Origin of the sequence: Streptomyces sp. NPDC008086 (assembly GCF_042957325.1) — a bacterium.
GTDB lineage: Bacteria > Actinomycetota > Actinomycetes > Streptomycetales > Streptomycetaceae > Streptomyces.
The window spans coordinates 176,898-198,504 of sequence record NZ_JBIBIA010000003.1; the positions used below are offsets into that span (position 1 = coordinate 176,898).

The following is a 21,607-nucleotide window of genomic DNA, read 5'->3' on the forward strand; positions in this document are numbered from 1 at the left end:
GTTCCCCCTCATGGCGTTGGCTGAGTTCGGCCATCGTCCACCGGGGGCCGGGGCGGGGTGAACCTCCCTATTCAGAGGTTCCGCTGCGAAGGGGCTGGTGGTAGCGCTGAAGGGCGTCGGGTTCGCCCGGGCCGGCCTCGGCTGTCGCCGCGAGTTCCACAATGGTGCGGAGCCCGCCCTCGGAGCGTGCGGTGACGGTGAGGGTGCCGTCGTGCGCGTGGGTGATGGTCTTGACGATCGCCAGGCCGAGGCCGACGCCCGCGTGGTCGGTGTGTACGCGTTCGGTACCTCGGAGGAACGGTTCGGTGAGGGTGGAGGCCAGCTCCGGGGTGAGCTTCTCGCCGGTGTTCTCGACCGTGAGCGTCACGGTGTCCGGGTCGGCACGGGTGGTGATCCGTACGGTGCCGTGTTCGGGCAGGTTGTGGACGATGGCGTTGTGCACGAGGTTGGTGGTCAGCTGAAGCAGGAGCGTCGGCGAGCCGGTGGTGGCGGCGATGTCGCCGCGGGTCTCGATGGTGATGCCGTGCTTCTCGGCGAGCGGGAGCAGGGTCTCGGTGGCTTCTTCCGCCAGGAGGGACAGGTCGACGGTTTCTCGGCTGAAGGTCCGCTGCTCGGCGCGGCTGAGCAGGAGCAGTGCCTCGGTGAGGTCGATGGCCCGGGTGTTGACGGTGTGGAGGCGGTCGATCAGTTCGCGGGTGACGTGGTGGTCCGGGTCGGTGCGGGCCACGTCGAGGAGCGCCTTCGAGATCGCGAGCGGTGTGCGTAGCTCGTGAGAGGCGTTGGCCGCGAACCTCTGCTGTTCGGCGACGTGCGCTTCGAGCCGGGCGAGCATCGTGTCGAAGGCGTCGGCGAGTTCGCGGAACTCGTCCTCGCGGCCCGGCAGCCGGATGCGGTGGGAGAGCGTACCGTTCGCGGCCATGCGTGTGGCGTGGGTGATGCGGGTCAGGGGGGCGAGCATGCGGCCGGCGAGGAACCAGCCCCCCAGGAGGCCGAACACCAGCAGGAACGCCAGCACGGCGGCGGCGATCGGGGCGAACTGACGCACGACCGCGAGACGGTAGTCGGGCATGAAGATGAGCCCGGGGTGGGCCACCCGGTCCAGGAACACCCACCCGGCCGCCAGCAGCAGAACGCCGGCCAGCATGAGGAATCCGGCGTAGCTGAGGGTGAGTTTGAGGCGAACGCTCGTCCCGGGCTCCCTATGCACGGTCTCCTCCCCCGCGTCCGGGCTCCGGCTGCGCGTGGATGCGGTAGCCGACGCCTGGCACGGTGGCGATGATCCCGGGCTCGCCGAGGCGTTTGCGCAGTGCCGACACGGTGATGCGTACGGCGTTGGTGAACGGGTCCGCGTTCTCGTCCCACGCCCGTTGCAGGAGTTCCTCGGCGCTGACGACGCCGCCTTCCGCCGCGACGAGGACTTCGAGCACGGCGAACTGCTTCCTGGTCAGTGCGACGTAGCGGCCGTCCCGGTAGACCTCTCTGCGGAACGGGTCGAGTCGCAGACCCGCGATCTCCCGCACCGGCGGCCTGTTGTGGGCGCGTCTGCGGTCGAGTGCCCTGAGCCTGAGCGCGAGTTCTCGCAGTTCGAAGGGTTTCGTGAGGTAGTCGTCCGCGCCGAGTTCGAAACCGGAGGCCTTGTCGTCGAGACGGTCGGCCGCGGTGAGCATGAGGATCGGCATGCCGCTGCCGGAGGCGACGATGCGTTTGGCGATCTCGTCGCCGGAGGGTCCGGGAATGTCGCGGTCCAGGACGGCGATGTCGTAGGTGTTGACGCTGAGGAGTTCCAGAGCGGTTTCGCCGTCACCGGCGATGTCTCCCGCGATGGCCTCCAGGCGCAGGCCGTCGCGAATGGCTTCTGCCATATAGGGCTCGTCCTCGACGATCAACACACGCATGCGTCGATGCTACGAGTCGGCGCATATCGCCGACGTATCGGAAACCGCATACGTGCCGACAACGCCGCGCTGCCTTCACTGGCGTCATGACTCGACCGCCACCGTCCGCACGAACAACGGCACGCCGGATTCGCCGACTCGTCGCCGTCGACCCGACAGTCGGTCATTGCCGACCCCACCCAGGACCGGAGGAGGCAGTAGTGACCGGCAGTGAGCGAGGACAGACGATGGTGCGGGCCGGGACGGTCGAGCAGGCCGGGCAGCGGGACGTCGGTCGCCGGGACACCGGCTCCGGGGGCTGGCGATCGCGCGTCCGTCGGGCGGTCCGCGGCGGCTTTCGGGCGGGGCCCTGGAAGCGCGGGCTGGTGCTCGCCGTGTTGGCGCTGCTGCTCGGCCTGCTCCTGCTTCTGCATGCGCGGATCACCGACCGTGGGGGGCTCGGCAGTCTGGTGGAGACTTTCCTGCCCTGGTTCGGCCTGTTCGCTTTGGTGCTGCTCGCCGCGGCGTTGTGGCGCCGCTCCGCCTCCGCGGTGGTCGCGCTGCTGCTGCCGGTCATGGTGTGGCTGAACCTCTTCGGCGGGCTGCTCGGCGACAAGTCGCACTCCGGCGGCGACCTCACGGTCGTCAGTCACAACGTCGGCGCCGACAACCCCGACCCGGCCGGCACCGCCCGAGACCTGGCCGCCTCCGGGGCGGACGTGCTGGCCCTCGAGGAGGTGACCGAGGACGCCAGGGGCACGTACGAGAAGGTGCTGGCGAAGGCGTACCGGTATCACACGGTGCAGGGCACGGTCGGGCTGTGGAGCAAACTGCCGCTGTCGGACAGCCGGGTCGTCGACATCGAGCTGGACTACGGGCCGCTGGCGGAGACCAAACCGGACGACGTCAAGCTGGCCTACGCCCGGGCGCTGCGCACCACGGTGGCCACGGAGAAGGGTCCGCTGGCGGTGTACGTGGCCCACCTGGGATCCGTACGGGTGTTCCCGAGAAACGGCTTCTGGACGGACAGCCGGGACCGTGGCGCGGACGCGCTCGGCAAGGCCCTCGCCGCCGAGCGGAACGAGCGGGTGGTGCTGCTCGGCGACCTGAACGGCACCACGGACGACCGGGCGTTCGACGGCCTCACCTCGCAGCTGCGCTCGGCCCAGGAGGAGGCCGGGGACGGCTTCGGCTTCAGCTGGCCGGCGACGTTCCCGGTGGCGCGGATCGACCAGATCCTGGTCCGCGGGGTGCAGCCGACGAGCTCGTGGGTGCTGCCGGCCACCGGGAGTGACCATCTGCCGGTGGCGGCCGGAATCAGCTGGTGACCTCGCTCTGCGGGGCCATCCGGACGGGCCGTTCGGGTGTCGGCGCCGCTTGTGGCCCGCGCGGCGATGAGTTTCGGCAACACGCTGGGTCTACCCAGCGATGAAGCGCATCCGAGGAGGACGACATGACCGCCACCTACACCTTCGACGTGTTCTCCAGCCTCGACGGCTACGGAGCCGCCGGCGGCGACTGGACCGGCTACTGGGGTAAGCAGGGCCCCGAATTGCTCGACCACCGCCTTGCCGTGTACGGCGAGGAGCAGCGGATGGTCTTCGGCGCGAACACCTATCGGGCCTTCGCGCGGATGCTGGCCGAGAGCACCGAGGAGCCCGACGTGCGTGACCCGTGGGTCACCCGGATGAGGAACCTGCCGATGACGGTCGTGTCGACGACCCTGGAGGGCCCGCTCGACTGGCCGGAGGCGACCCTCGCGAGCGGTGACGCCGTCGATGTCGTCGCCCGGCTCAAGGAGGAGTCCGACGTGCCGTTGCGCTCGCACGGCAGTCTGTCGATGAACCGGGCGCTGATGGCGGCGGGCCTGGTCGACCGCCTTCAGGTGACGCTCTTCCCCGTGGTCACCGGTCGGACCGGGTTGGACCGTATCTTCCAGGGTGCGGCGGACTTCGACCTGGAGTTGCTCGAGCACCGGACGCTCGACGGTCGCGTCCAGGAGCTCGTCTACCGGCCCGTCCTCCATTGACGTCCCGGCTCGGCGCATCCTCACAGCGTGTAGTCGATCTTCTTTTCCCTCATCAGCTCCGCCAGTTCGTCGTCCGACAGCGGGTGCAGCGTGTTCAGGAGCCGACGCAGCCCCTGCTCGTCGAGGCTCTGGCTGGAGACCTGAACTTCCGTGTTCCCGTGGCGGCGGACGAGGGTGACGTCGTGGGCCCCGCCGGGCAGGTCGCGGAGCGTGGCCATCTCACCGTGCGCGTCCACCGTGCAGGTCACACCCTGTTGCGCGGGCTCCGGGCACCGGAGCGGTGCCTCCGTGGACGCTGAGCGCACCACGAGGCCTACGAAGCCCAGCTCGTAGCCCGCCCTGACGGGGCCGTAGTCGACGAAGAAGGAGGCCGGGCCGACCTCGGCGCGGGACACCTCCATGCCCGGCGGCGTGGCCCCCAGGTACAGCAACTCCGGGTTCTCCCGGTACCGCGCGACCTCCGCGTCGTACTGACGCTGGCGTGCCTGCGCCGGGCCGACGAAGCCGCCGTAGGCCACCGCGGCCCCCAGCACGGCCAGCGCCCCCACCCGCACCCACCGGCTGGGTACGAAGAACGCCGCGGCCACGGCGTACGGCACCCCGGTGAGTGCGATCCTGGTACCGGCGCTTCCCAGGTCGACGTCCGCGCCGTAGGCGGCCAGACCCGCCGCGACGCCCGCCGTGCCGAGGACGAAGACCAGCACGGCCCAGCCGAGCCGCCGCGACACCGAGGCGCACATCGGCACCAGGGTCTTCGCCGGCAGACCGGCCGCGACCAGCAGGCCCACTGTCAGCGGTACACCGAGCAGGAAGACCGGCACGGTCGCGCCGGCGCCCCCGCCCCACGCCGACGCCACCACCCCGAAGCCGAGCACCGGCATCATCGCCGCCGTCATGGCCCAGACCAGGAAGAGGTGCAGGGCGGTCAGCGTCGCTCTGCCGCTGGCCGTGTCGCTCTGCCGCTGGTTCATGTCGCTCTGCCGCTTGTCATGGCGCGAGCCTGTCAGCCCGGCGCCCCGGGGAGCATGAGTACTCGTACTCAATCTGCGTCGGGATGAGAGGATCGCGGCAGGGACGTCATCGAGAGCGTGGTGCCGGCGCCACCCGGAACCGACGTCCGATCAGCGCTTGAGCTCTTCCAGCAGCCGGGTCGCCGCCATGGCCCAGGTGCGCTTCTCGGCCAGGGCCGCGCGTACGGTGGCCGCGTCGTCGAACGCGGCGTCCAGATGGTTGAGGGCCGTCGCGATCGCGACACGCCAGTCGTCGACGTTGGCGTCCTCGTGCCGCTTTCCGTTGCGCACCGGGACCACGAGCCGGTTGATCATCTCGGGCATGTCCTGGTCCAGCAGATCCTCCAGCAGCAGGCCCAGACCGCTGGCGCCGCTGATCAGGACGGGTGTGCCCGAGGTGATCGCCTCCAGGCCGGCCAGGCCGAACCCCTCGACCCGTGAGGGCATCAGGACCAGGCTGGAGGTCCGCAGGTCGTCACGGATGGCCTGCAGATCGTCGGTGAAGTTCCGGGGCAGCACCTTGACCGCGGAGCAGTCGGCGATCTCCTCGAGCCGCTCCTTCAGCGCCCTGCCCTCCCCGGGCTTCGCCCCGCGGACCAGGAGTTCCACCTCGCGGTGCGGGCTGCGACCGCGCATGGCCGCGCCGACCGCGCGCGCCGCCAGGTCGACTCCCTTGATCCCTTCGTCGGAGAGCCGGCCGAAGAGCAGGATCCTGGGGGTGCCCGGCGGGCGGGTCCGGGGCGCCTTGCTGAACTCGTCGGGTCCGTCGAAGCCGGGGTCGAGCTGGACCGGGGCCGGGATCCCCTCCTTCTCGTGCACATGACGGCGGAACCAGTCGTACAGCAGCGGCCCGACACAGACCGTCAGCTCCGCGCCCCGCGCCAGGGCCGCCTCCGCCTTCCCGCGTTCCTCGGCCACCTCCGCCTCGTCCACGACGGTCCCGGGCTCGTGCTGTTTGTGGAACGGGGTGTCGTCGGCCGACATGTGGATGAAGTGCACCCGCCGCGCCTTCGGGAAGTAGCCCTGCATCACGCGCGCGTAGCGGCCGGTGACCCAGCTGTGTCCGACGACGATGTCCGGCTCCACGCCGCCGGGCAGTTCGGGCTTCAGCATGAGGGCTTCGTCGCGCGGCCGCCCCGGGTCCACCGGTGCGGCGACCAGCCCTACGTCGTACGTGCCGGCGTCGGCCCTCTCCCGCTCCGAGGGCTCGGGCACCAGGCAGTACGTCTCCAGGCCCAGGGCGACGAACGCCCGGCACAGATAGCGGCTGAACGCGCTCAGGCCGCCCTTGGAGGGCAGCCACTCGTCGGCGACCACCAACACCCGGGGCCCCGAGGAACCGTTGGCCTCGGCGGTGCCGGAAGCGATCGGATCCGGCACCGGCGATTTTGGCGCGAGGGTTCTGGGCGCCGGGGATTTCGGCGTCGCCTGTTCCGGTGGGACGGCCGGTGCCGGAACCTCTGCCGGCAACGGCGCCGGTGCGTCGTCCGAGCCCGCCGCCTCCGGCTCCTCGGTCTCGGTCCACTCCGCCCCGTCCCACACCATGGGCGCGCTCACCCACTCGCTGCCGAGGACCGGGCCCAGCAGTGCGGCGGCCTCGGTGGGGGTCTCGCTGTCGATCCGTGCCACGGCGCCCGTCTCCCGGTTGACCAGCTCGACGCGGACCGAGCCCGCCACCGCGGGTGGAGCCGACGCCAGCCAGCGGACGATCTCCTCGGACGCCCGGCCGAGTTCACGCTCGCCGTCCTCCCCCGCCACGCCGAACGCGTTGACGACGACCGCGGTGACGGCATGTCCGCCCGCCTGCCCCGGGCCACGGTCGCCCAGGTCGAGGCCGGGCCTCGCCGAGAGGCCCGATTCCCGGAAACGTTCGTAGAGGACTTTGATCTGTTCGCTGATCAGGCCCGAGGCGGACTGGACGATCAGGGACATGAGCACCGCTTCGACCATGCGCCGATGATGTCAGAGAACCACGGTTTCGCCCCCCTTTCGCACACTCCCCGTGATTGCATGGCCACGAGGCATCACGTCCCCGAAACCCCGCTCCTGGACGCCCTGTTGGTATCGGCGGAGCCTTCGGCTGCTGCTCGCCGCCCGTGTCGTGGCCGTACGAGCGGGCGACGACGCGAAGGTCGTGTCCGTCACGAGCCTGCTGGCCATGCGCCACCGGCTGCGGGGCGGCTTCATGGTCGCCGAGACATGGGATCACGCCCAACTCGCGCTTCCTCTCGACGGGTCTACGGCCAGGGCGCACGCGGTGGCCCGGCGTGAACTGACCACGCTGCGGGGCTGACCGGGGAGTACCAGGAGGGCGTCGCCCAGTGCGAGCTGCTCGAACGCAGCCTGGGCGAACGGCTGTAGGGACGGCTGGACCTCGCGATCGGCGTCCCGAGCTCGGTCCGTACGACTGGGCCGGCATGTGTGTGATGGGGGCCGGGGACTGATCCCGGGTCAGCCGGTCGCGGCGGGACGCAGACCGGGCCGGGGTTCGAAGGCCGACGCCGAGACGTCCCGGGCGAGTGTGGTCCCCTGCACGCCGTACGTGGCGATCGCGTCGACCCGCAGGATGAGGCAGAAGCGGTCGGTGCTCGCGAGCCGGTCGGACAGTTCCCGGTGGGAGCGGCGCAGGAAGACCATCGCCGCGTGGTTGGTGACGGCGCTCTGGCCGCAGACGACGAACACGGGCCGCGTCGCGGACAGCGGCAGGAACTTGGCGACGAGCACGTACTCGCACCGCCCGCGGTCCCACGGGAAGGTCTCCTCCCCCACCACGAACGCCATGGAGTCCGGCCGGTCGCTGAAGGGCCGCACCTCGACGCCGGGGAGGTTGTGCTCGAGATGCCCGGCGGTTCGCACGTTGGAGCCGTTCTCCGGGCCGCCGATGCAGAACTCCGCGCACGGCCCGTTGCTGTCGCGGAAGTCGCCGCTGACGCGCATCGACACCTCGCAGCCCAGCTCGCGGGCCAGGACGACGGCCTCGACCATGGCCTGCACGTCGTGGTGCGCGGCCACGCCCGGCCGGTCCCACTTGTGGTTCATGACGACGATGCACGTCTCGCCCGGCCGCATGCCGAAGAACCGCGCCTTCCGGTGCAGCGCCCGCGTGTTCCGCCCGCGCTGCCACAGCCAGACGAACGCCGCGCTGAGCATGCTGGTGAGCAGCCCGATCGCTACGTTCAGCGTGACCCCCGCCACCGCCGCCCCCTCCGTCGGTCCACCGTCTGACGTCGTCGTCTGACGTCTTCGTCCTGCGACGTCGGTGTGACGTCATTCTCCCGTTTCGAGCGGGTGTCTTCCAGAGTGTTACTGGTCGGAGTGCTCAAGGTCCCTGAAGAGATGCGGCCAGCCGCCTTCCGAGGCCGTCCGTCGACGCTCGTCGAGGATCTTGTGCACCGCCTTCTGCACCTGCGAGCCGAATCCCGGCGCCGCGGCCACGACGTCGAGCGCGGTCTGCACGCGGGGGTTGCGGCTGACCGGCACGTAGTGCAGCAGGCGCGCCGCGAACCTGTCCTCCAGGAGCGGCAGTTCGTCGAGCAGGCGCAGGTGTCCGGCGACGCCGCAGCCCGGTACGACCGCCCGCATGGCAGCGCGCCACGCCCGGGCCACCTTCTTGCGCGGCGCCGATCCCAGCCTGCTGTCCTTGAGTCCCCGCCCCATGCGGAACAGCAGGTCGAGAGCCGCCTCGTCGGTGAGCGGAGCTGTCCGGATCCCGCCGACGATCATTTCGGAGAGCTCGATGAGGCCGTCCTCGTCGACCGGCTCCGCGAACGCGAGCCGGAACATCTCCTCGACGTCGTCCACCGTGCCGTGCACGCCGTACCACCACAGGCACCAGCGGCGGGCCCGGCGTCCGTCCTCACCCACGCAGTCGATCGTGCCGGAGCCGGCGGTGCTGTCGGTGGTGTCGGTGGTGTCGGCGCCGCAGACGCCGCGCAGCAGGCGCAGGGCCTCGTCGGGCGGGTACGCGGCGCGGGTCAGACCGGCGCCGACGAGTTCGACGAGCCAGCCGGCGGCGGGGCCGTCGGGGACCCGGCGGATCCAGCCGGCCAGTTCGTCCCAGTCGAGCGGGACAGGGGCGCCCGTCCGCGCCACCGCGGCGAGGCGCGAGGTGAGGGATCTCAGAGCGGTGCGGGTCTGCTGGTTCATCGTGCGGGGCCGGGTCTCGGGCACCCGGGCCCGCAGGTCGGTGAGAGTGGACCGGGTGAGGTGGTCGAGGGCGCCGACCTCGAGCGTGACGTTCTGGTCCAGCAGGGTGCGCAGTCGGTCGAGTTCGCCGAGCCGCAGCAGGAGGTCGATCAGCACGCCGGTCTCGTGGGCGGTGGGGGTGTGACGGCTGAAGGGGTCGGCCCACGTCGTGATGTCGGCGCCGGACACCCGGAAATGGCCCGGCAGTTCCTGAAGCACCGCAGCGGCCTCCGGGATGCCCGCCGCGGCGCCACGCACGAGCAGGGGGCGCAGACAGTCCCTGAGCTGCCAGACCCGCTTCGGATCGACGGTCCCGGCCGTCCAGGACGTGGCCGCGCGGCCGGCGACGTCGGCCACGTACGGCAGCGGCAGGTCCAGTTGGCCGAGTGCCGTGCGGACGACCTTGGCTCGGGCCGCGGCGAGGTCGTCGTCCTCCTCCATGACGAGCATGCCGTCCCGGAGCCACTGCACGGCCAGGTCGCGGACGGCTGAGCCGACGGGGGTGTCGGAGGCGAGCAGCCTGACCAGGGCGCCGTGCGACAGGTCGGTCACGTGCTCGCGGCGGGTGATGCGGGCCAGCAGGTCCACGACCGGGCCCGGGTCGGCGTCGGACGGGCCGGCTGTGGCGATGGCGGTGAGGAGCGCCCCGAGCAGTGAGCGGTCGACGGTGGTGGGCTCGGTCCCGGACCGGAGCCGGGAGACGAGTGCCGTGAGCCTTTCGACCAGTTCTGGCAGGTCCAGGGTGTGCAGGTACGGCAGCAGTACGGCCGTGTGCGCCCTGATGAGGACGGTCGAGGTGACGGTGGTGTCCCCGATCATGGCGTTCGCCCAGTCGGCCCACCGGGCGGGGTCGGCGTCCTCCCCGGCGAGGGCCGCCATCCGGGTCAGCATCTGGGCGACGTACTGGAACCCGGAGCGGTCGAGGGCGGCCGCGGCCACCTCGGTCACGAGCGGGGCCGCCTGCTCCGGCTCCCAGCGCAGCAGGGTGACGAGGAAACCGGTCAGTTCGCCGCGGGTCGACAGGAACTCCTCGCCCGCGACGGCGCGTTCGACGAGTCGCAGCGCGGCGACCGTGTCGAGGACCTGCGCGGAGTCCTTGGGCAGCAGTCGCTCCAGGACCTCCAGTACGGTGATCCAGGCCAGGTCGGGGCGGCGGGAGGCCGTCGTGAGCACGGCGATGTCACGAGAGCCGTAGGCCCGGGCCGGTGCGGGCAGCAGGGCCAGGAACTGGCGCAGCGCGGGCAGCGGCAGGTCGTCGGGCGAGCCGAGGAGGCGCAGCAGATCCGGCGTCAGCTCGTCGGTCAGGAGCGAACTCTGGGCGCACACGGACAGCACCGCGCGGCGCAGTCCGTAGCGGACGGCGGGGTGGCCGCCGAGCGGGTCCCGCGTGTCGTCGTCGGGGGCCGGGGCGAAGTCCCGCAGCAGTTCCGCCAGCACCTGCCCGGCGGCCGGCGCCACACTCTGCGGCCGGTCCGCGCACAGCCACGCCTGTTCGAGGACGGCCAGCAGGAAGTAGTCGTCACCGGGCAGGCCCCGCAGATGGCGTACCAGGGCGCTCAGTCCGGCGCCGCCGTTCCGGTGGACGAGGGCCCGGCTCGCGGCGTACTCGAAGAACGTCTGGTGGAAGAACTGGAAGACACCGCCCGAGAGTTGGCCCACGCCGCGGCCGACCAGGAGGTCGACGTCCCGGCCGAGGCCCTGGGAGGTCAGGGAGTCGGGCAGGCGCACCCTGTCGACGCGCGCCTCGGGAACGCCGGTGCGGAGCATCTCCAGGGCCAGGGCCATGGCAGCCACGCCGAGGTCGCGTTCCTGTTCGTGCTCGTGCTCGTGTTCTGCGCGGCTGCCTGCGCGGTCCCAGGAGCGGCGGTCGCGGGCGACCCGGTGGTCCCAGTAGGCCTCGTACAGACCGGTGGTGTCGACCACGTCCGGTACCCGGGCCGGCGTGTAGATCTCGAAGAGCATGCGCAGGGTCAGCGGGCGCAGGCACAGCGGGTTGAGGGAGATGTCCCGGGCCGCGATCGTCAGCATTCCGGTGATCAGGTCCTCGCGGATCTCGGGATCGCTGCCGAAGAAGGCGCTGTGGGCCAGGACCGCGCGGTCGAACTCGCTCGTCGCGTACGGGTCCGGCCCGCGGTCGGTCGAGTAGTCGGACAGCTCCCGCTGCCGCCAGGACGAGGGCAGTTCCTTCGCCTCGGCCACCCTGGACGTGACGACGACCGCGGCGTCGGCCGCCGCCGACTCCACGACGGTGACCAGCGTGTCCCACGCGGAGTCGCTGTTCACGACGACGTCCACGGTGTCGACCAGGACGGTCACGGTACGTCCGTCCCGCCGCGCCTGCGCGATCGAGGTGAGGAGCGTCTCCTGGTCGACCCGGGTGGTGCCGGTGTCGTCGGGTACCAGCCAGGTCGCCTTGAGGAAGAAGACCTCCCCGCCCGGCTCGCACCGCCGTCTGGCCAGGCTCCACAGCAGGCTGGTCTTGCCGCAGCCGGCGTCGCCGGTGACGACGAGCGGGGTGTCGCGGTCGGTGTCGAGCAGTTCGAGCAGTTCCTCCTCGAGGTCGCGGGTGACGTACAACCCCGCCTCGAACTGGCTGTGCTCGCCGTCCGCGAAGATCGTGCCCGAGACGGTTCCGGCCGCGCGGCGGGCCCGGGCGCTGAGCCGCTGGAGCCGGGGCAGTGGATCGTCGGGCCGGAAGGTCAGTACGGCGTCCCGCGCGGCCCCGTCGGTGGCCGGGGCGGTCGCGGCGGGCAGTGGGGCGGGCGCCGGAGGCGCGGCGGACGTGAGGCGGCCGGGCAGGTCCGTGTCCCGCGTGCCGCGCAGGTCCACCGGTGAGAGCAGGGCGACGCTGCCGGTGGCCTCGCCCTCCACCAGCAGGGGTACCAGTCGGCTGCGCGCGGTCGCGTGGTCGAGGTCGTGGACGACGAAGTCACGTTCGGCGGTCTTGGCGGGATCGGCCAGATAGGCCGGGCTGACGACGGCGAACACCCGGCCGCCGCCCTCAACGTGTTCCCGCACGGTGCGATGGCCCGGCGTGCCCGACTCGGGTTCCAGGAACACCCGGTGGCCGGCCGCCGCAAGGATGGCGTGCACCCGTTTCGCCCAACCCCGGTCCTCCGGCACCCAGCTCAGCATGATCGCGGGCCCGTGCGTGGGTCCGGGGACGACGGCCGCGAGGTCCGCGATCCACGGATGCGGCCCGTTCTTCACGGCGCTCGCGACGGCGGCCGCGGTGAGGGCCCGCCCGACCGCTCCGGCGTCGTCGTCGTGGATGCCGACGAGCCGCCCCTGTACGTCGACGAGGGGCGCCCCGCCCGATCCGCGCGCGGTGCGGACGTTCCGGTAGTGGAGGTGGGTGCCCCCGGAGTCCGGCTCCGTCACCGCCGGAACGGCCGCGCGCAGGCGGGTGCCGAGAGGGTGGTGCAGGAGGAGCAGCGGGACTCCGGCACGGAGGTCGTAGGGCGCCGGGTCCAGCGCGTAGTGCCCGCGCGGCACGGCGGAGCCCTCGCAGCATTCCCCCGGCGGCACCGGTTCCTCGGTCCGCAGCAGGGCGAATCCGTCACCCGTGCCCGGGCCGCCGCCGAGGAGCTCGGTCAGCCGCACCGTGGTCCCCGCCCCGGCCGCCCCCACTGCCGCCGCACACCGGTGGAAGTCGAAGCGGGCCACCGTGGAGCCCGCAGGGCGCCCCGACTCGAGGGCGTGGCGCAGCACATGACCGGCGGTCAGGACCACATCGGGCTGCACGAGCACGCCCGTGCCGACGGCCCTTCCCTCCACCTCGACGACGGCGACCCGCCGCCGGGCATCGTCCACGACCCGTGCCAGCTCCCGGGCATCCGCCCGCCCCGCCGACACCCTGGTGACCGCCTCCAGGCCGGGTACGTCCAGAAGGGGAACGCTCCGCTCGTCCCCGTTCCCGTTCCCGTCACCAGAACGAAGGCGCCGATGATCCAAGACGAGCCCTCCGGTCGAGGGTGGTGGGCGTGCTTCTTGCGGGGATCGTACGGAATCACGGGGGCGTGGGGAGGAAGTTCAGGAGTGGCAACTGCTGTTGCCAGGTGGTCATAAGAGACAGTTCAGGTGATCGCGCTGGTCACTGCCGCTGTCCTGATAGAGGCAGAACGGATGGCCGGCCGGGTCGATCAGCACTCTGACGTTGTCCTGTGGCTGGTGGTCGCTCTCCCGGGCGCCGAGTTCGAGCACGATGCCCCACCAGTCGTGTCTGGACATCCGAGGGGTGCTGGGCTCGTGGCCGGGTCGTCCGCGCATGTCGGTGAGTATTCCCGGATGCCTCGGCTGGCGATGCGGAGACGACGTGGTGAGGCGGCACCGCGGTCACCACGGGATTGCGCCCGACCCGGGGAAGGAGACCAGGAGCCAGATCACCAGGGGCATGAGGACAAGGAGGACGGAGGCCGCGAGGGCCTTCGCCCAGCCCGCTGAATGGCCGGGGCCCTCCGTCGACATGAGTTCTCCCGATGACGCCTGGACGTGGGCGGCGGTCGCCGACGCCGCTGAGATGGTAGCTCTCTCGGTCGTGCGCTCGGTGAGGACAGGGTCATCGTTCCTCCCGCAGCTGGAGAAGGTACGTCGCGGTCAGCGCGACAGCTCGGTCCCCGTCATCCGACAGCTCCGTAAGGGCGCGTGACGCCCCAGCGCCGGGGATGCCCCCGAGGGCCTGGGTCAGCCGGCCCCGGGCAGGGCCGTCGGTCGTGTCGTCGGCGAGGCGATCCACGAGTCGGCTCGCGAGTCGGTCCGCTGCCTCGGAGTCGCTCGCCAGCACGCTGAGTGCGTCGGCCGCGTCGATGTCGTTCCGTCCCGCCACGATCATGTCGAGGAGGGTGGGGACGGCATCGGCCACGCCACGTGTCCCGAGTGCCAGGGCCGCGTAGCCGCGGACCACGGCGTCGGGGTGCGCGAGGGCGTCCCGCAGGTGGGCGCCCGCTTCCCCGTCGGGCATCTCGACGAGGGCCTGTACGGCGCGTTCGCGCACCGCGGGCGCCGGTGAGTCGAGGGCCTCCGCCAACAACCCCGCGCCGCCACCGTCGTGGCCCGATCGTGCCAGGGCCCATCGCAGGGCTCCGGCGACGTTGGGCTCGGACTCGTTCAGTGCCGCCTCGACCAGGGCGTCGACCGGCACCGGAACATCGTCGGCCGCGGAAAGGGCGGCCCGCTGGCGTGCGTCGGCGCTCTTGGACTGCAGTGCCTGCAGGAGTGCGACGATCTGGAGGACGTCCTCCCAGCCGGCCGGGTCCGCGGCGTCGATCCGGCGTAGTCGGGTGAGGAGTTCGGTCTCGGCGGCGATGCGTTCGCGGGTCTGGTGGATGAGGTCGCCCACGAGTGCGGCGGGGGTGAAGCCGGGGTCGTCGAGTGCGCGGCCGATCTCGCGCAGCGACAGCCCCAGCGACCGCAGGCTCTCGATGTGGAAGATCCGCTGGATGTCCGCCGCGGAGTACTCCCGGTAGCCGGAGCCGGTACGGCCCGAAGGACGCACCAGCCCCAGCGACTCGTAATGCCGGAGCATGCGGGCACTGACCCCGGACCGTCGCGCCATCTCACCGATCAGCACGCCCTATTGTCCCTCCTGGCCGGACCCGCCCAGGGCCACCACCCGCTTCGCCTCCTCGATCGCGTACTCGAATCCGGTGTCCGGGTCGCGCAGCAGCCGTCGTGTGGCGAGCGCGTGCGCGCGTGCCCGCGGGTCGGGCGCCGTCGTCGCCGCGGAGTGCAGGACCGGCGCGATCACTTCGCCGAGGGCGACCAGCGCCCGGCTGAGGCTCAGCTGGGTCTCCCGGCCACCGCGTCCGAGTTGAGTCGCCAGGACGGTCGCCAACTCGGGCTCCTCTCCTTCCGGTACGAGGACGACCGCCGCCCGCCAAGCGCTGCGCGCGACCTCGTCGTCGGCGTCGGACAGGAGCGCCGGTGTGATCGCCGGCCACGCCCGCGGGTCTCCGATCTTGGACAGCGTGTGCAACGCCTGGCTGCGTGCCTGCGTGCGCTCCGCGTGGACCTCGCGGAGCAGCACGGGCAGTGTCACGGACAGCGGATGGCGGGTGAGCGCCCAGGTCAGCATGTCCCGGACGAAGAACTCGGGCTCGACAGCGCACCGTTCGACGAGCTTGTCGACGAAGCGCGGGTCGGGTGTCGTGCCGACCGCGAGTGCGGCCCGTAGCCGTACGGACGAGCGGCTGTCCTCCAACCCGTGGAGCGCTCGTACCGTGTCCGTGCCCGCGTCCGTGCCCGCGTCCGCGTCCGTGTCCGTGTCCTGTCTCGTGATCGTCATGGCGACCACCTCCTCGACGGGCAAGTGAAGGCCTTGTCACCGTGTCAAGGTCAAACGGGGCGGGCCGTCAGCGGTGCTCGGGGTTGTCCGCGCCTGGCCGACAGCCGGCGTCCCACTGGGAGCGCTGGTTGCCGTACGCGGGGATGCCGCCGGCGCGTTTCAGCAGGGCGGCGATGTGCATCAGGTTCCAGGTCATGAAGCTGGTGTTGCGGTTGGTGAAGTCGTTCTCCGGGCCGCCCGAACCGGCGTCGAGATACGACGGCCCGGGGCCCGCCGCCCCGATCCAGCCGGCGTCCGCCTGGGGCGGGATCGTGTAGCCGAGGTGCTGGAGGCTGTAGAGGACGTTCATCGCGCAGTGCTTCACGCCGTCCTCGTTGCCGGTGATCAGAGAGCCGCCGACCCGGCCGTAGTAGGCGTACTGGCCCTGGGAGTTGAGCAGCGACGAGCAGGCGTAGAGACGCTCGATGACCTGCTTGGTGACCGAGCTGTTGTCGCCCAGCCAGATCGGGCCGGCGAGCACCAGGATGTCCGCGGCCATCACCTTCTCGTACAGGCCCGGCCAGGCGTCGGTGGCGAAGCCGTGTTCCGTCATGTCCGGATAGACGCCGGGTGCGATGTCGTGGTCGACGGCGCGGATCAGGTCCGTTCGCACCCCGCCGGCGTCCATGACGGCCCGGCTCTTGTCGATCAGGCCCTGGGTGTGGCTGAGCTGCGGGGACGGTTTGAGCGTGCAGTTGATGTAGAGGGCTGTCAGGTCGTCGTAGCGGTACGTGCTGTCGGTGCCGGTGGCGGGTGTGCTCGTCATGCGGGCAGCGTCTCGCGAGACTTCCGTTTTGTCCCGGTGCGACGCACCCTCGCATGCCTTACGGAGTCATGACGTGCGGGCGTGGAACCGGGGTGCGAGGCCGGTGCGGACCTAGCGTGGGCGTATGCGTGTACTGGTCACCGGCGGTGCCGGGTTCATCGGGTCCCATGTGGTCGAGGCGCTCGCGGTGCGCGGGCACGAGCCTGTCGTGTTCGATGTGCGGGCCGATCCCGGCGCCGACGTGCGGGACCCGGTGGCCGTCGGGCGCGCTCTGCGCGGGGTGGACGCCGTGTGCCATCAGGCCGCGATGGTGGGGCTCGGCAACGGGGTCGCCGATGCCGCCGAGTACGTCTCACGCAACGACCTGGGGACCGCCGTGGTGCTCGCCGCCATGGCGGAGGCGGGCGTACGGCGTCTCGTGCTGGCCGGGTCGATGGTCGTCTACGGGGAGGGGCGGTACGCGTGCCCGCGGCACGGTGTCGTACGGCCCGGGCCGCGTGCCGTCGCCGACCTCGACGCGGGCCGGTTCGAGCCGACGTGCCCGGTGTGCGGGGACGACCTCTCCCCGGGTCTGGTCGGCGAGGACGCCCCGGCCGATCCGCGGAACGTGTACGCGACGACCAAGCTCGCCCAGGAACACCTGGCCGCCGCCTGGGCCCGCTGCACCGACGGATCGGCGGTGTCGCTGCGCTACCACAACGTGTACGGCCCCGGAATGCCCCGCGACACCCCGTACGCCGGTGTCGCCTCCTTCTTCCGCTCGGCGCTCGCCCGGGGCGAGGCACCGCGCGTGTTCGAGGACGGGCGGCAGCGGCGGGACTTCGTGCATGTGCGGGACGTGGCGGCGGCCAACGCCTTGGTGTTGGAGGCGGCGGCCGCCCGGGGCGCGCTCACGGCGTACAACACCGGCAGCGGTGAGCCGCACACCGTCGGCGAGATGGCGCGGGCCCTGGCCGTCGCCCACGGCGGGCCCGAACCGGCCGTCACCGGCGAGTACCGGCTCGGGGACGTACGGCACATCACTGCCGACTCGTCGCGGCTGCGGGACGCGCTGGGCTGGAAGCCGGAGGTCGGTTTCGAGGAGGGCATGACGGAGTTCGCTCGGGCCGGGATGCGCGGGACCTAGGTCGTGTCCGCAAAGTCCCGTCGTCCGCCCGGAGGGCGGGCCTGTGGCGTCTGGTGCGATGGGGGCGCCGCTCCGGGGAGGCGTGCCAGGCGTCGCGGAGCGGGCGGGACCATGCGGACCCGGCCCAGGCCCCTGAGGGACCGGTGGCGCTGCCCGCGTTCAGGCAGCGGCGGCGGGCAGCACCACCTCGAAGCGGCAGCCGCCGGGGATGTTGCGTACGGTGGCCCGGCCCCGGTGCGCCTCCACGATCCCGCGGACGATGGCGAGGCCCAGCCCCGCGCCGGCCGGAGGCGTCCGGGCGTGGGTGCCGCGCCAGCCGGTGTCGAAGACGCGCGGCAGGTCGTCCTCCGGGATGCCGCCGCAGCCGTCCGTCACCGACAGGACCACGCCCTCGGGGGAACGCTCGACGGCGATGGCGACCGTGCCGTCGGCCGGGGTGCGGCGGATGGCGTTGACCAGCAGGTTGCCGAGGACCCGGCTCATCTCCTTGCCGTCCACCTCCACCGGAACCGGCTCGATGCGGCCGCCCACCAGGTGCACCCCGTGTTCCCGGGCGAGCGGGTCGACTCCCGCCAGCGCGTCGCCGACCAGGTCGTACGCCGAGATGCGGGTGAGGGCCAGAGGGAGGGTGCCGGCGTGGATGCGGGAGAGTTCGAAGAGGTCGCCGACCATGTCGTTGAGGCGTTCGACCTCGGTGCGCATCTGCTTCAGATAGCGGGCGGGGTCGGCGGCGACGCCGTCCTCCAGGGCCTCCGACATGGCGCGCAGGCCGGCGAGCGGGGTGCGCAGGTCGTGCGAGATCCAGGCGACGAGTTCCCGCCGGGACGTCTCCAGCGCGCGTTCCCGCTCCCGGGATTCGGTGAGCTTGGCGCTGGTGGCGGCCAGTTCGCGACTGAGCGCGTCCAGTTCGGCGGTGGCCGGCTCGGCGGGGGCGGTGAACGCGCCGCCGTCACCGAAGGAGCGGGCGGCTATGGCCAGTTCGTGGCTGCGGGCGACGACCCAGCGGCCCAGCAGCAGGGCCGTGGCCAGGGAGACGACGGCCGCCATGGCGACGACGGTCGTGACGACGGTCAGGTCGTGCGAGGAAAGGAACATCGCCCAGGCGACGGCGAGTGTGCCCGCGAGCATCGCGACGACCCCGACCGCCGCGATCACGGCCAGCGAGGCGGTGAGCGAGCGGCGCCGGATCAGCCGTAGGACGCCCGCCCCCGTCAGCCCGGTGGCGGCCGCGCCGGCGAAGGCGTACAGGGCGATCAGCAGGGTGTCACGCATGATCGGCCTCCCCTTGCGTGGGCTCGAAGCGGTAGCCCACGCCCCACACGGTCTGGATCAGCCGGGGCCGGGCGGGGTCGTCCTCGACCTTGCCGCGCAGGCGGCGGACGTGGACCGTGACGGTCGACAGGTCGCCGAAGTCCCAGCCCCATACCTCGCGCATCAGGTCCTCGCGGCCGAACGCCCGCCCCGGATGCCGCAGGAAGAAGGAGAGCAGGTCGAACTCCCGGAGGGTGAGGGCGAGTTCGACGCCGTGCTTGGTGGCCCGGCGGGCCGCCGGATCCAGGGCCAGGCCCGCCGCGCGCAGCCGGCTCCCGGTGTCCGAGGCCGACCGGCTGCGGCGGAGCACCGACTCCACCCGCAGCACCAGTTCGCGCGGACTGAAGGGTTTGGTGACGTAGTCGTCGGCGCCGACCTCCAGGCCCAGGATGCGGTCGTCCTCGTCGCCGCGGGCGGTGAGCATGATGACCGGCACGGGGCCGTGGCCGCGGATGCGGCGGCACACCTCCAGGCCGTCCATGCCGGGCAGCATCAGGTCGAGGACGACCAGATCCGGGCGGCGCGCGGCGGCACGGGTGAGGGCGGTCGGACCGTCGTCGGCCCGCTCGACGGCGTAACCGGCGCGGTCCAGGTACCCGGCGACGACCTCGGCGACGGTCGGATCGTCGTCGACGACCAGGATCCGGGGGGCCGCTTCGCGGGCCGGCGCCCCCGTGGGTTCGTACGGCTGTTGCTGCATGCCCCCAGCCTCCCACCGCGCCGCCTGCGATGCCGTGCCCGACCGTCGCGCGGGCCTTCGACGTCCGCGTTTCGTAAGGAGCAAGAGTCCGGTTTGTCCACTTCGCGTTCGTAGGGTGAGACCGTGACGACGACACCTTCCGACGTCGATGTGGTGCTGCCCTGCCTGAACGAGGCCGAGGCCCTTCCCTGGGTCCTCGAACGGATTCCGCCGGGCTGGCGCGCACTCGTCGTCGACAACGGTTCCACCGACGGCTCGGCCGCCCTCGCCCACGCGCTCGGCGCGACCGTGGTGCGCGAGCCGCGCCGCGGCTTCGGCGCCGCCTGCGACGCCGGACTGCGGGCCGCCACCGCCGACGTGGTGTGCTTCTGCGACTGCGACGCCTCCCTCGACCCGTCGCTGCTCGTCCCCTTCGTGCGCGAAGTGCGGGACGGCGACGCCGATCTGGTGCTGGGCCGACGGCGCCCGCAGGGACGGGGCGCGTGGCCCGCGCACGCCCGCGCCGGCAACCTCGCGCTCGCGCGGATGCTGCGCCGCCGCACCGGGCTGCGCCTGCACGACCTCGGTCCGTTGCGCACCGCCCGCCGGGAGCCGCTGCTCGCCCTCGGGCTGACCGACCGGCGCAGCGGCTATCCGCTCCAGATGGTGGTGCGCGCCGCCGACGCGGGCTGGCGGATCGCGGAGCACGACGTGCCGTATCTGCCGCGCTCCGGCGCCTCGAAGGTGACGGGCACCTGGCGGGGCACCTGGCAGGCCGTACGGGACATGAGCCGCGTCCTGGGCGAGACGCCCGCGCATGGGGGAGGAACCGTCCGTTGAGTGCGACGACCACGCTGCTCGTCATCGCCAAGGAACCGCGACCGGGCCGGGTCAAGACCCGGCTCACTCCGCCGTTCACGCCCGAGGAGGCGGCCGGTCTGGCCGAGGCGGCCCTCGCCGACACCCTGCACGCGGTGGCGGCCGTACCCGCCGCCCGGCGGGTCCTCGTCCTCGCCGGGGCCCCCGGCCCCTGGCTGCCGCCCGGCTTCGACGTCGTACCGCAGTGCGCGGGCGGCCTGGACGAGCGCCTGGCGGACGCCTTCGCACGCTGTGCCGGTCCGGCGCTGCTCGTCGGGATGGACACCCCGCAGGTGACACCCGGCCTCCTCGACGTCGACTTCGCCGACTGCGACGCCTGGTTCGGCCCGGCCGAGGACGGCGGCTTCTGGGCCCTGGGGCTGGCCGATCCCGACCCCGGTCTGGTGCGGGGCGTGCCGATGTCGACCGCCGTGACCGGCGCGCTGCAACGCGAGCGGCTGGTCCGCGCGGGGCTGCGGGTGCGTGACCTGCCACGGCTGCGCGACGTCGACACCGCCGCCGACGCCCACGCCGTGGCCGCGCTGGCCCCGCACAGCCGGTTCGCCGTACGACTGGCCCGGTGCTTGGCGGTCATGGCACCCGACTCCCAGCGGGAAGCCGGGCCGACCGCTCCCCCGGCCGGCTCCCGATGAGCACCGTGCCTGCCACCGCTGCCGCCTGGGCGACCGCCGACCCCTACGCGGCCGCCCTGCGCTCCGGCCAGGGCCCGCTGTTCCTGCGCCGTGCGGACGGCTGGCTGCTGCCGCTGGAGGTGGAGCGCTGGTGTGCCCGGGCCGACGCGGTCGACCGGGAGGTGCTGGACCGGTGCGAGGGCACGGTGCTGGACGTGGGGTGCGGACCGGGGCGGCTGGTCGCCGAACTCGCCGCCCGGGGCCGGGCCGTTCTCGGCATCGACGTCAGCGCGGCCGCCGTCGACCGCACCGTGCGACTCGGGGGCCCGGCGCTGCGGCGCTCGGTCTTCGAGCCGCTGCCGGGCGAGGCCCGCTGGGGCACCGTCCTGCTCATGGACGGCAACGTCGGCATCGGCGGCGACCCGCGGGCCCTGCTGGACCGGGTGACCGCGCTCCTGCGCCCTGGCGGCCTGCTGATCGCCGAGACCGCCTCGGTGGACGTCGACGAACGCGCCCAGGTGCAGGTCGTCGGCCTCACCGCCACCGGCGGGGCCGACGCCCACTTCCCCTGGGCGCGACTCGGCACCCGGGCGCTGCTCCGGTACGCCCGGGGCTGGGAGTCGATCGGTCAGTGGACGACGGGCGGCCGCTGCTTCGTCTCCCTGCGCAGCCGTCGCAGCCGCATCGCCAGCAGCAGCGCCGAGCCCCCGAAGAGGACGGCGGTGATCAGCAGCCAGCGGGCGAGGAACATGTCCGCCGGCAGCCCCGTGCCGGACCGGTAGCGCCGCTCCACCATGCCGCTGATCAGCGGGAAC

The 21,607-nt window shown here is 72.5% G+C and carries 18 protein-coding genes and 1 pseudogene; 7 read left to right on the top strand and 12 right to left on the bottom strand.

The genetic code is table 11. The features are described from left to right. Nucleotides 1–67: 67 nt before the first annotated feature. Complete coding sequence (locus ACFZBP_RS11040) at nt 68–1,207, bottom strand: ATP-binding protein (RefSeq protein WP_391411922.1); 1,140 nt, start codon at nt 1,205–1,207, stop codon at nt 68–70. Continuing rightward, a complete protein-coding gene (locus ACFZBP_RS11045) occupies nt 1,200–1,895 on the bottom strand; it encodes a response regulator (protein ID WP_391411925.1) in 696 nt (231 codons plus the stop codon). Before ACFZBP_RS11045 ends, ACFZBP_RS11040 begins: the two co-directional genes overlap by 8 nt. Before the next feature lie 227 nt (nt 1,896–2,122). Here ACFZBP_RS11045 and ACFZBP_RS11050 point away from each other — a divergent pair, with 227 nt between their 5' ends. Further along, entirely contained in the window at nt 2,123–3,202 is a 1,080-nt protein-coding gene (locus ACFZBP_RS11050) for an endonuclease/exonuclease/phosphatase family protein (protein WP_391412992.1), read from the top strand. 125 nt (nt 3,203–3,327) lie between these two features. Further along, on the top strand, nt 3,328–3,903 hold the full coding sequence (locus tag ACFZBP_RS11055) for a dihydrofolate reductase family protein (RefSeq protein ID WP_391411927.1): 576 nt from the start codon (nt 3,328–3,330) through the stop codon (nt 3,901–3,903). A gap of 20 nt (nt 3,904–3,923) precedes the next feature. Here the strand turns inward: ACFZBP_RS11055 and ACFZBP_RS11060 are convergent, their stop codons facing one another. Further along, nucleotides 3,924–4,874, bottom strand: coding sequence for a hypothetical protein (locus ACFZBP_RS11060; RefSeq protein WP_391411929.1), 951 nt, complete (start codon nt 4,872–4,874; stop codon nt 3,924–3,926). Between the two features lie 150 nt (nt 4,875–5,024). After that, nucleotides 5,025–6,863 (bottom strand): glycosyltransferase, encoded by a 1,839-nt coding sequence (locus ACFZBP_RS11065; RefSeq protein WP_391411932.1) that lies wholly within the window; start codon nt 6,861–6,863, stop codon nt 5,025–5,027. Nucleotides 6,864–7,014: 151 nt separating this feature from the next. Between ACFZBP_RS11065 and ACFZBP_RS11070 the strand changes: the two genes are divergently transcribed. Then, nucleotides 7,015–7,206, top strand: coding sequence for a hypothetical protein (locus ACFZBP_RS11070; protein WP_391411934.1), 192 nt, complete (start codon nt 7,015–7,017; stop codon nt 7,204–7,206). A 158-nt stretch (nt 7,207–7,364) separates the two neighbouring features. On the opposite strand, the gene ACFZBP_RS11075 is transcribed toward ACFZBP_RS11070, so the two are convergent. The 6 genes and pseudogenes from ACFZBP_RS11075 to ACFZBP_RS11100 form a co-directional block, all read right to left on the bottom strand. After that, a complete protein-coding gene (locus ACFZBP_RS11075) occupies nt 7,365–8,108 on the bottom strand; it encodes a hypothetical protein (protein WP_391411936.1) in 744 nt (247 codons plus the stop codon). A gap of 108 nt (nt 8,109–8,216) precedes the next feature. Further along, on the bottom strand, nt 8,217–12,911 hold the full coding sequence (locus ACFZBP_RS11080; RefSeq protein ID WP_391411939.1) for a TIR domain-containing protein: 4,695 nt from the start codon (nt 12,909–12,911) through the stop codon (nt 8,217–8,219). 249 nt (nt 12,912–13,160) lie between these two features. Continuing rightward, a pseudogene (locus ACFZBP_RS11085) lies at nt 13,161–13,298 on the bottom strand (VOC family protein); the annotation flags it as partial. Between the two features lie 358 nt (nt 13,299–13,656). Then, complete coding sequence (locus tag ACFZBP_RS11090) at nt 13,657–14,667, bottom strand: MerR family transcriptional regulator (protein ID WP_383443762.1); 1,011 nt, start codon at nt 14,665–14,667, stop codon at nt 13,657–13,659. 3 nt (nt 14,668–14,670) lie between these two features. Further along, nucleotides 14,671–15,381 (bottom strand): HEAT repeat domain-containing protein, encoded by a 711-nt coding sequence (locus ACFZBP_RS11095; RefSeq protein ID WP_391411941.1) that lies wholly within the window; start codon nt 15,379–15,381, stop codon nt 14,671–14,673. 67 nt (nt 15,382–15,448) lie between these two features. Then, a complete protein-coding gene (locus tag ACFZBP_RS11100; protein WP_391411943.1) occupies nt 15,449–16,186 on the bottom strand; it encodes an NAD(P)H-dependent oxidoreductase in 738 nt (245 codons plus the stop codon). Between the two features lie 124 nt (nt 16,187–16,310). Between ACFZBP_RS11100 and ACFZBP_RS11105 the strand changes: the two genes are divergently transcribed. Then, nucleotides 16,311–17,312, top strand: coding sequence for an NAD-dependent epimerase/dehydratase family protein (locus ACFZBP_RS11105; protein ID WP_391411945.1), 1,002 nt, complete (start codon nt 16,311–16,313; stop codon nt 17,310–17,312). 159 nt (nt 17,313–17,471) lie between these two features. Here ACFZBP_RS11105 and ACFZBP_RS11110 read toward each other — a convergent pair whose 3' ends face one another. Together ACFZBP_RS11110 and ACFZBP_RS11115 are read right to left on the bottom strand one after the other, a co-directional pair. Next, the gene (locus ACFZBP_RS11110) at nt 17,472–18,584 is read right to left on the bottom strand and encodes a sensor histidine kinase (protein ID WP_383443750.1); all 1,113 of its coding nucleotides are present in this window, start codon (nt 18,582–18,584) and stop codon (nt 17,472–17,474) included. Then, a complete protein-coding gene (locus ACFZBP_RS11115) occupies nt 18,577–19,323 on the bottom strand; it encodes a response regulator (protein ID WP_391411947.1) in 747 nt (248 codons plus the stop codon). Before ACFZBP_RS11115 ends, ACFZBP_RS11110 begins: the two co-directional genes overlap by 8 nt. Before the next feature lie 123 nt (nt 19,324–19,446). Between ACFZBP_RS11115 and ACFZBP_RS11120 the strand changes: the two genes are divergently transcribed. The 3 genes from ACFZBP_RS11120 to ACFZBP_RS11130 are packed head-to-tail and all read left to right on the top strand — an operon-like array spanning nt 19,447 to nt 21,574. Next, the gene (locus ACFZBP_RS11120) at nt 19,447–20,142 is read left to right on the top strand and encodes a glycosyltransferase (protein ID WP_391411950.1); all 696 of its coding nucleotides are present in this window, start codon (nt 19,447–19,449) and stop codon (nt 20,140–20,142) included. Next, entirely contained in the window at nt 20,139–20,813 is a 675-nt protein-coding gene (locus tag ACFZBP_RS11125; protein ID WP_391411952.1) for a DUF2064 domain-containing protein, read from the top strand. The genes ACFZBP_RS11120 and ACFZBP_RS11125 overlap by 4 nt, the downstream gene beginning before the upstream one ends. Beyond that, a complete protein-coding gene (locus ACFZBP_RS11130; RefSeq protein ID WP_391411955.1) occupies nt 20,810–21,574 on the top strand; it encodes a methyltransferase domain-containing protein in 765 nt (254 codons plus the stop codon). Before ACFZBP_RS11125 ends, ACFZBP_RS11130 begins: the two co-directional genes overlap by 4 nt. The last annotated feature ends 33 nt before the right edge of the window (nt 21,575–21,607 follow it).

Bases quoted from the DNA above. Each gene is read 5' to 3' on its own strand.
- ACFZBP_RS11065 (WP_391411932.1), bottom strand. From the start codon at position 6,863: ATGGTCGAAGCGGTGCTCATGTCCCTGATCGTCCAGTCCGCCTCGGGC.
- ACFZBP_RS11100 (WP_391411943.1), bottom strand. From the start codon at position 16,186: ATGACGAGCACACCCGCCACCGGCACCGACAGCACGTACCGCTACGAC.
- ACFZBP_RS11050 (WP_391412992.1), top strand. From the start codon at position 2,123: ATGGTGCGGGCCGGGACGGTCGAGCAGGCCGGGCAGCGGGACGTCGGT.
- ACFZBP_RS11045 (WP_391411925.1), bottom strand. From the start codon at position 1,895: ATGCGTGTGTTGATCGTCGAGGACGAGCCCTATATGGCAGAAGCCATT.
- ACFZBP_RS11130 (WP_391411955.1), top strand. From the start codon at position 20,810: ATGAGCACCGTGCCTGCCACCGCTGCCGCCTGGGCGACCGCCGACCCC.
- ACFZBP_RS11095 (WP_391411941.1), bottom strand. From the start codon at position 15,381: ATGACGATCACGAGACAGGACACGGACACGGACGCGGACGCGGGCACG.
- ACFZBP_RS11115 (WP_391411947.1), bottom strand. From the start codon at position 19,323: ATGCAGCAACAGCCGTACGAACCCACGGGGGCGCCGGCCCGCGAAGCG.
- ACFZBP_RS11105 (WP_391411945.1), top strand. From the start codon at position 16,311: ATGCGTGTACTGGTCACCGGCGGTGCCGGGTTCATCGGGTCCCATGTG.
- ACFZBP_RS11060 (WP_391411929.1), bottom strand. From the start codon at position 4,874: ATGAACCAGCGGCAGAGCGACACGGCCAGCGGCAGAGCGACGCTGACC.
- ACFZBP_RS11110 (WP_383443750.1), bottom strand. From the start codon at position 18,584: ATGCGTGACACCCTGCTGATCGCCCTGTACGCCTTCGCCGGCGCGGCC.
- ACFZBP_RS11055 (WP_391411927.1), top strand. From the start codon at position 3,328: ATGACCGCCACCTACACCTTCGACGTGTTCTCCAGCCTCGACGGCTAC.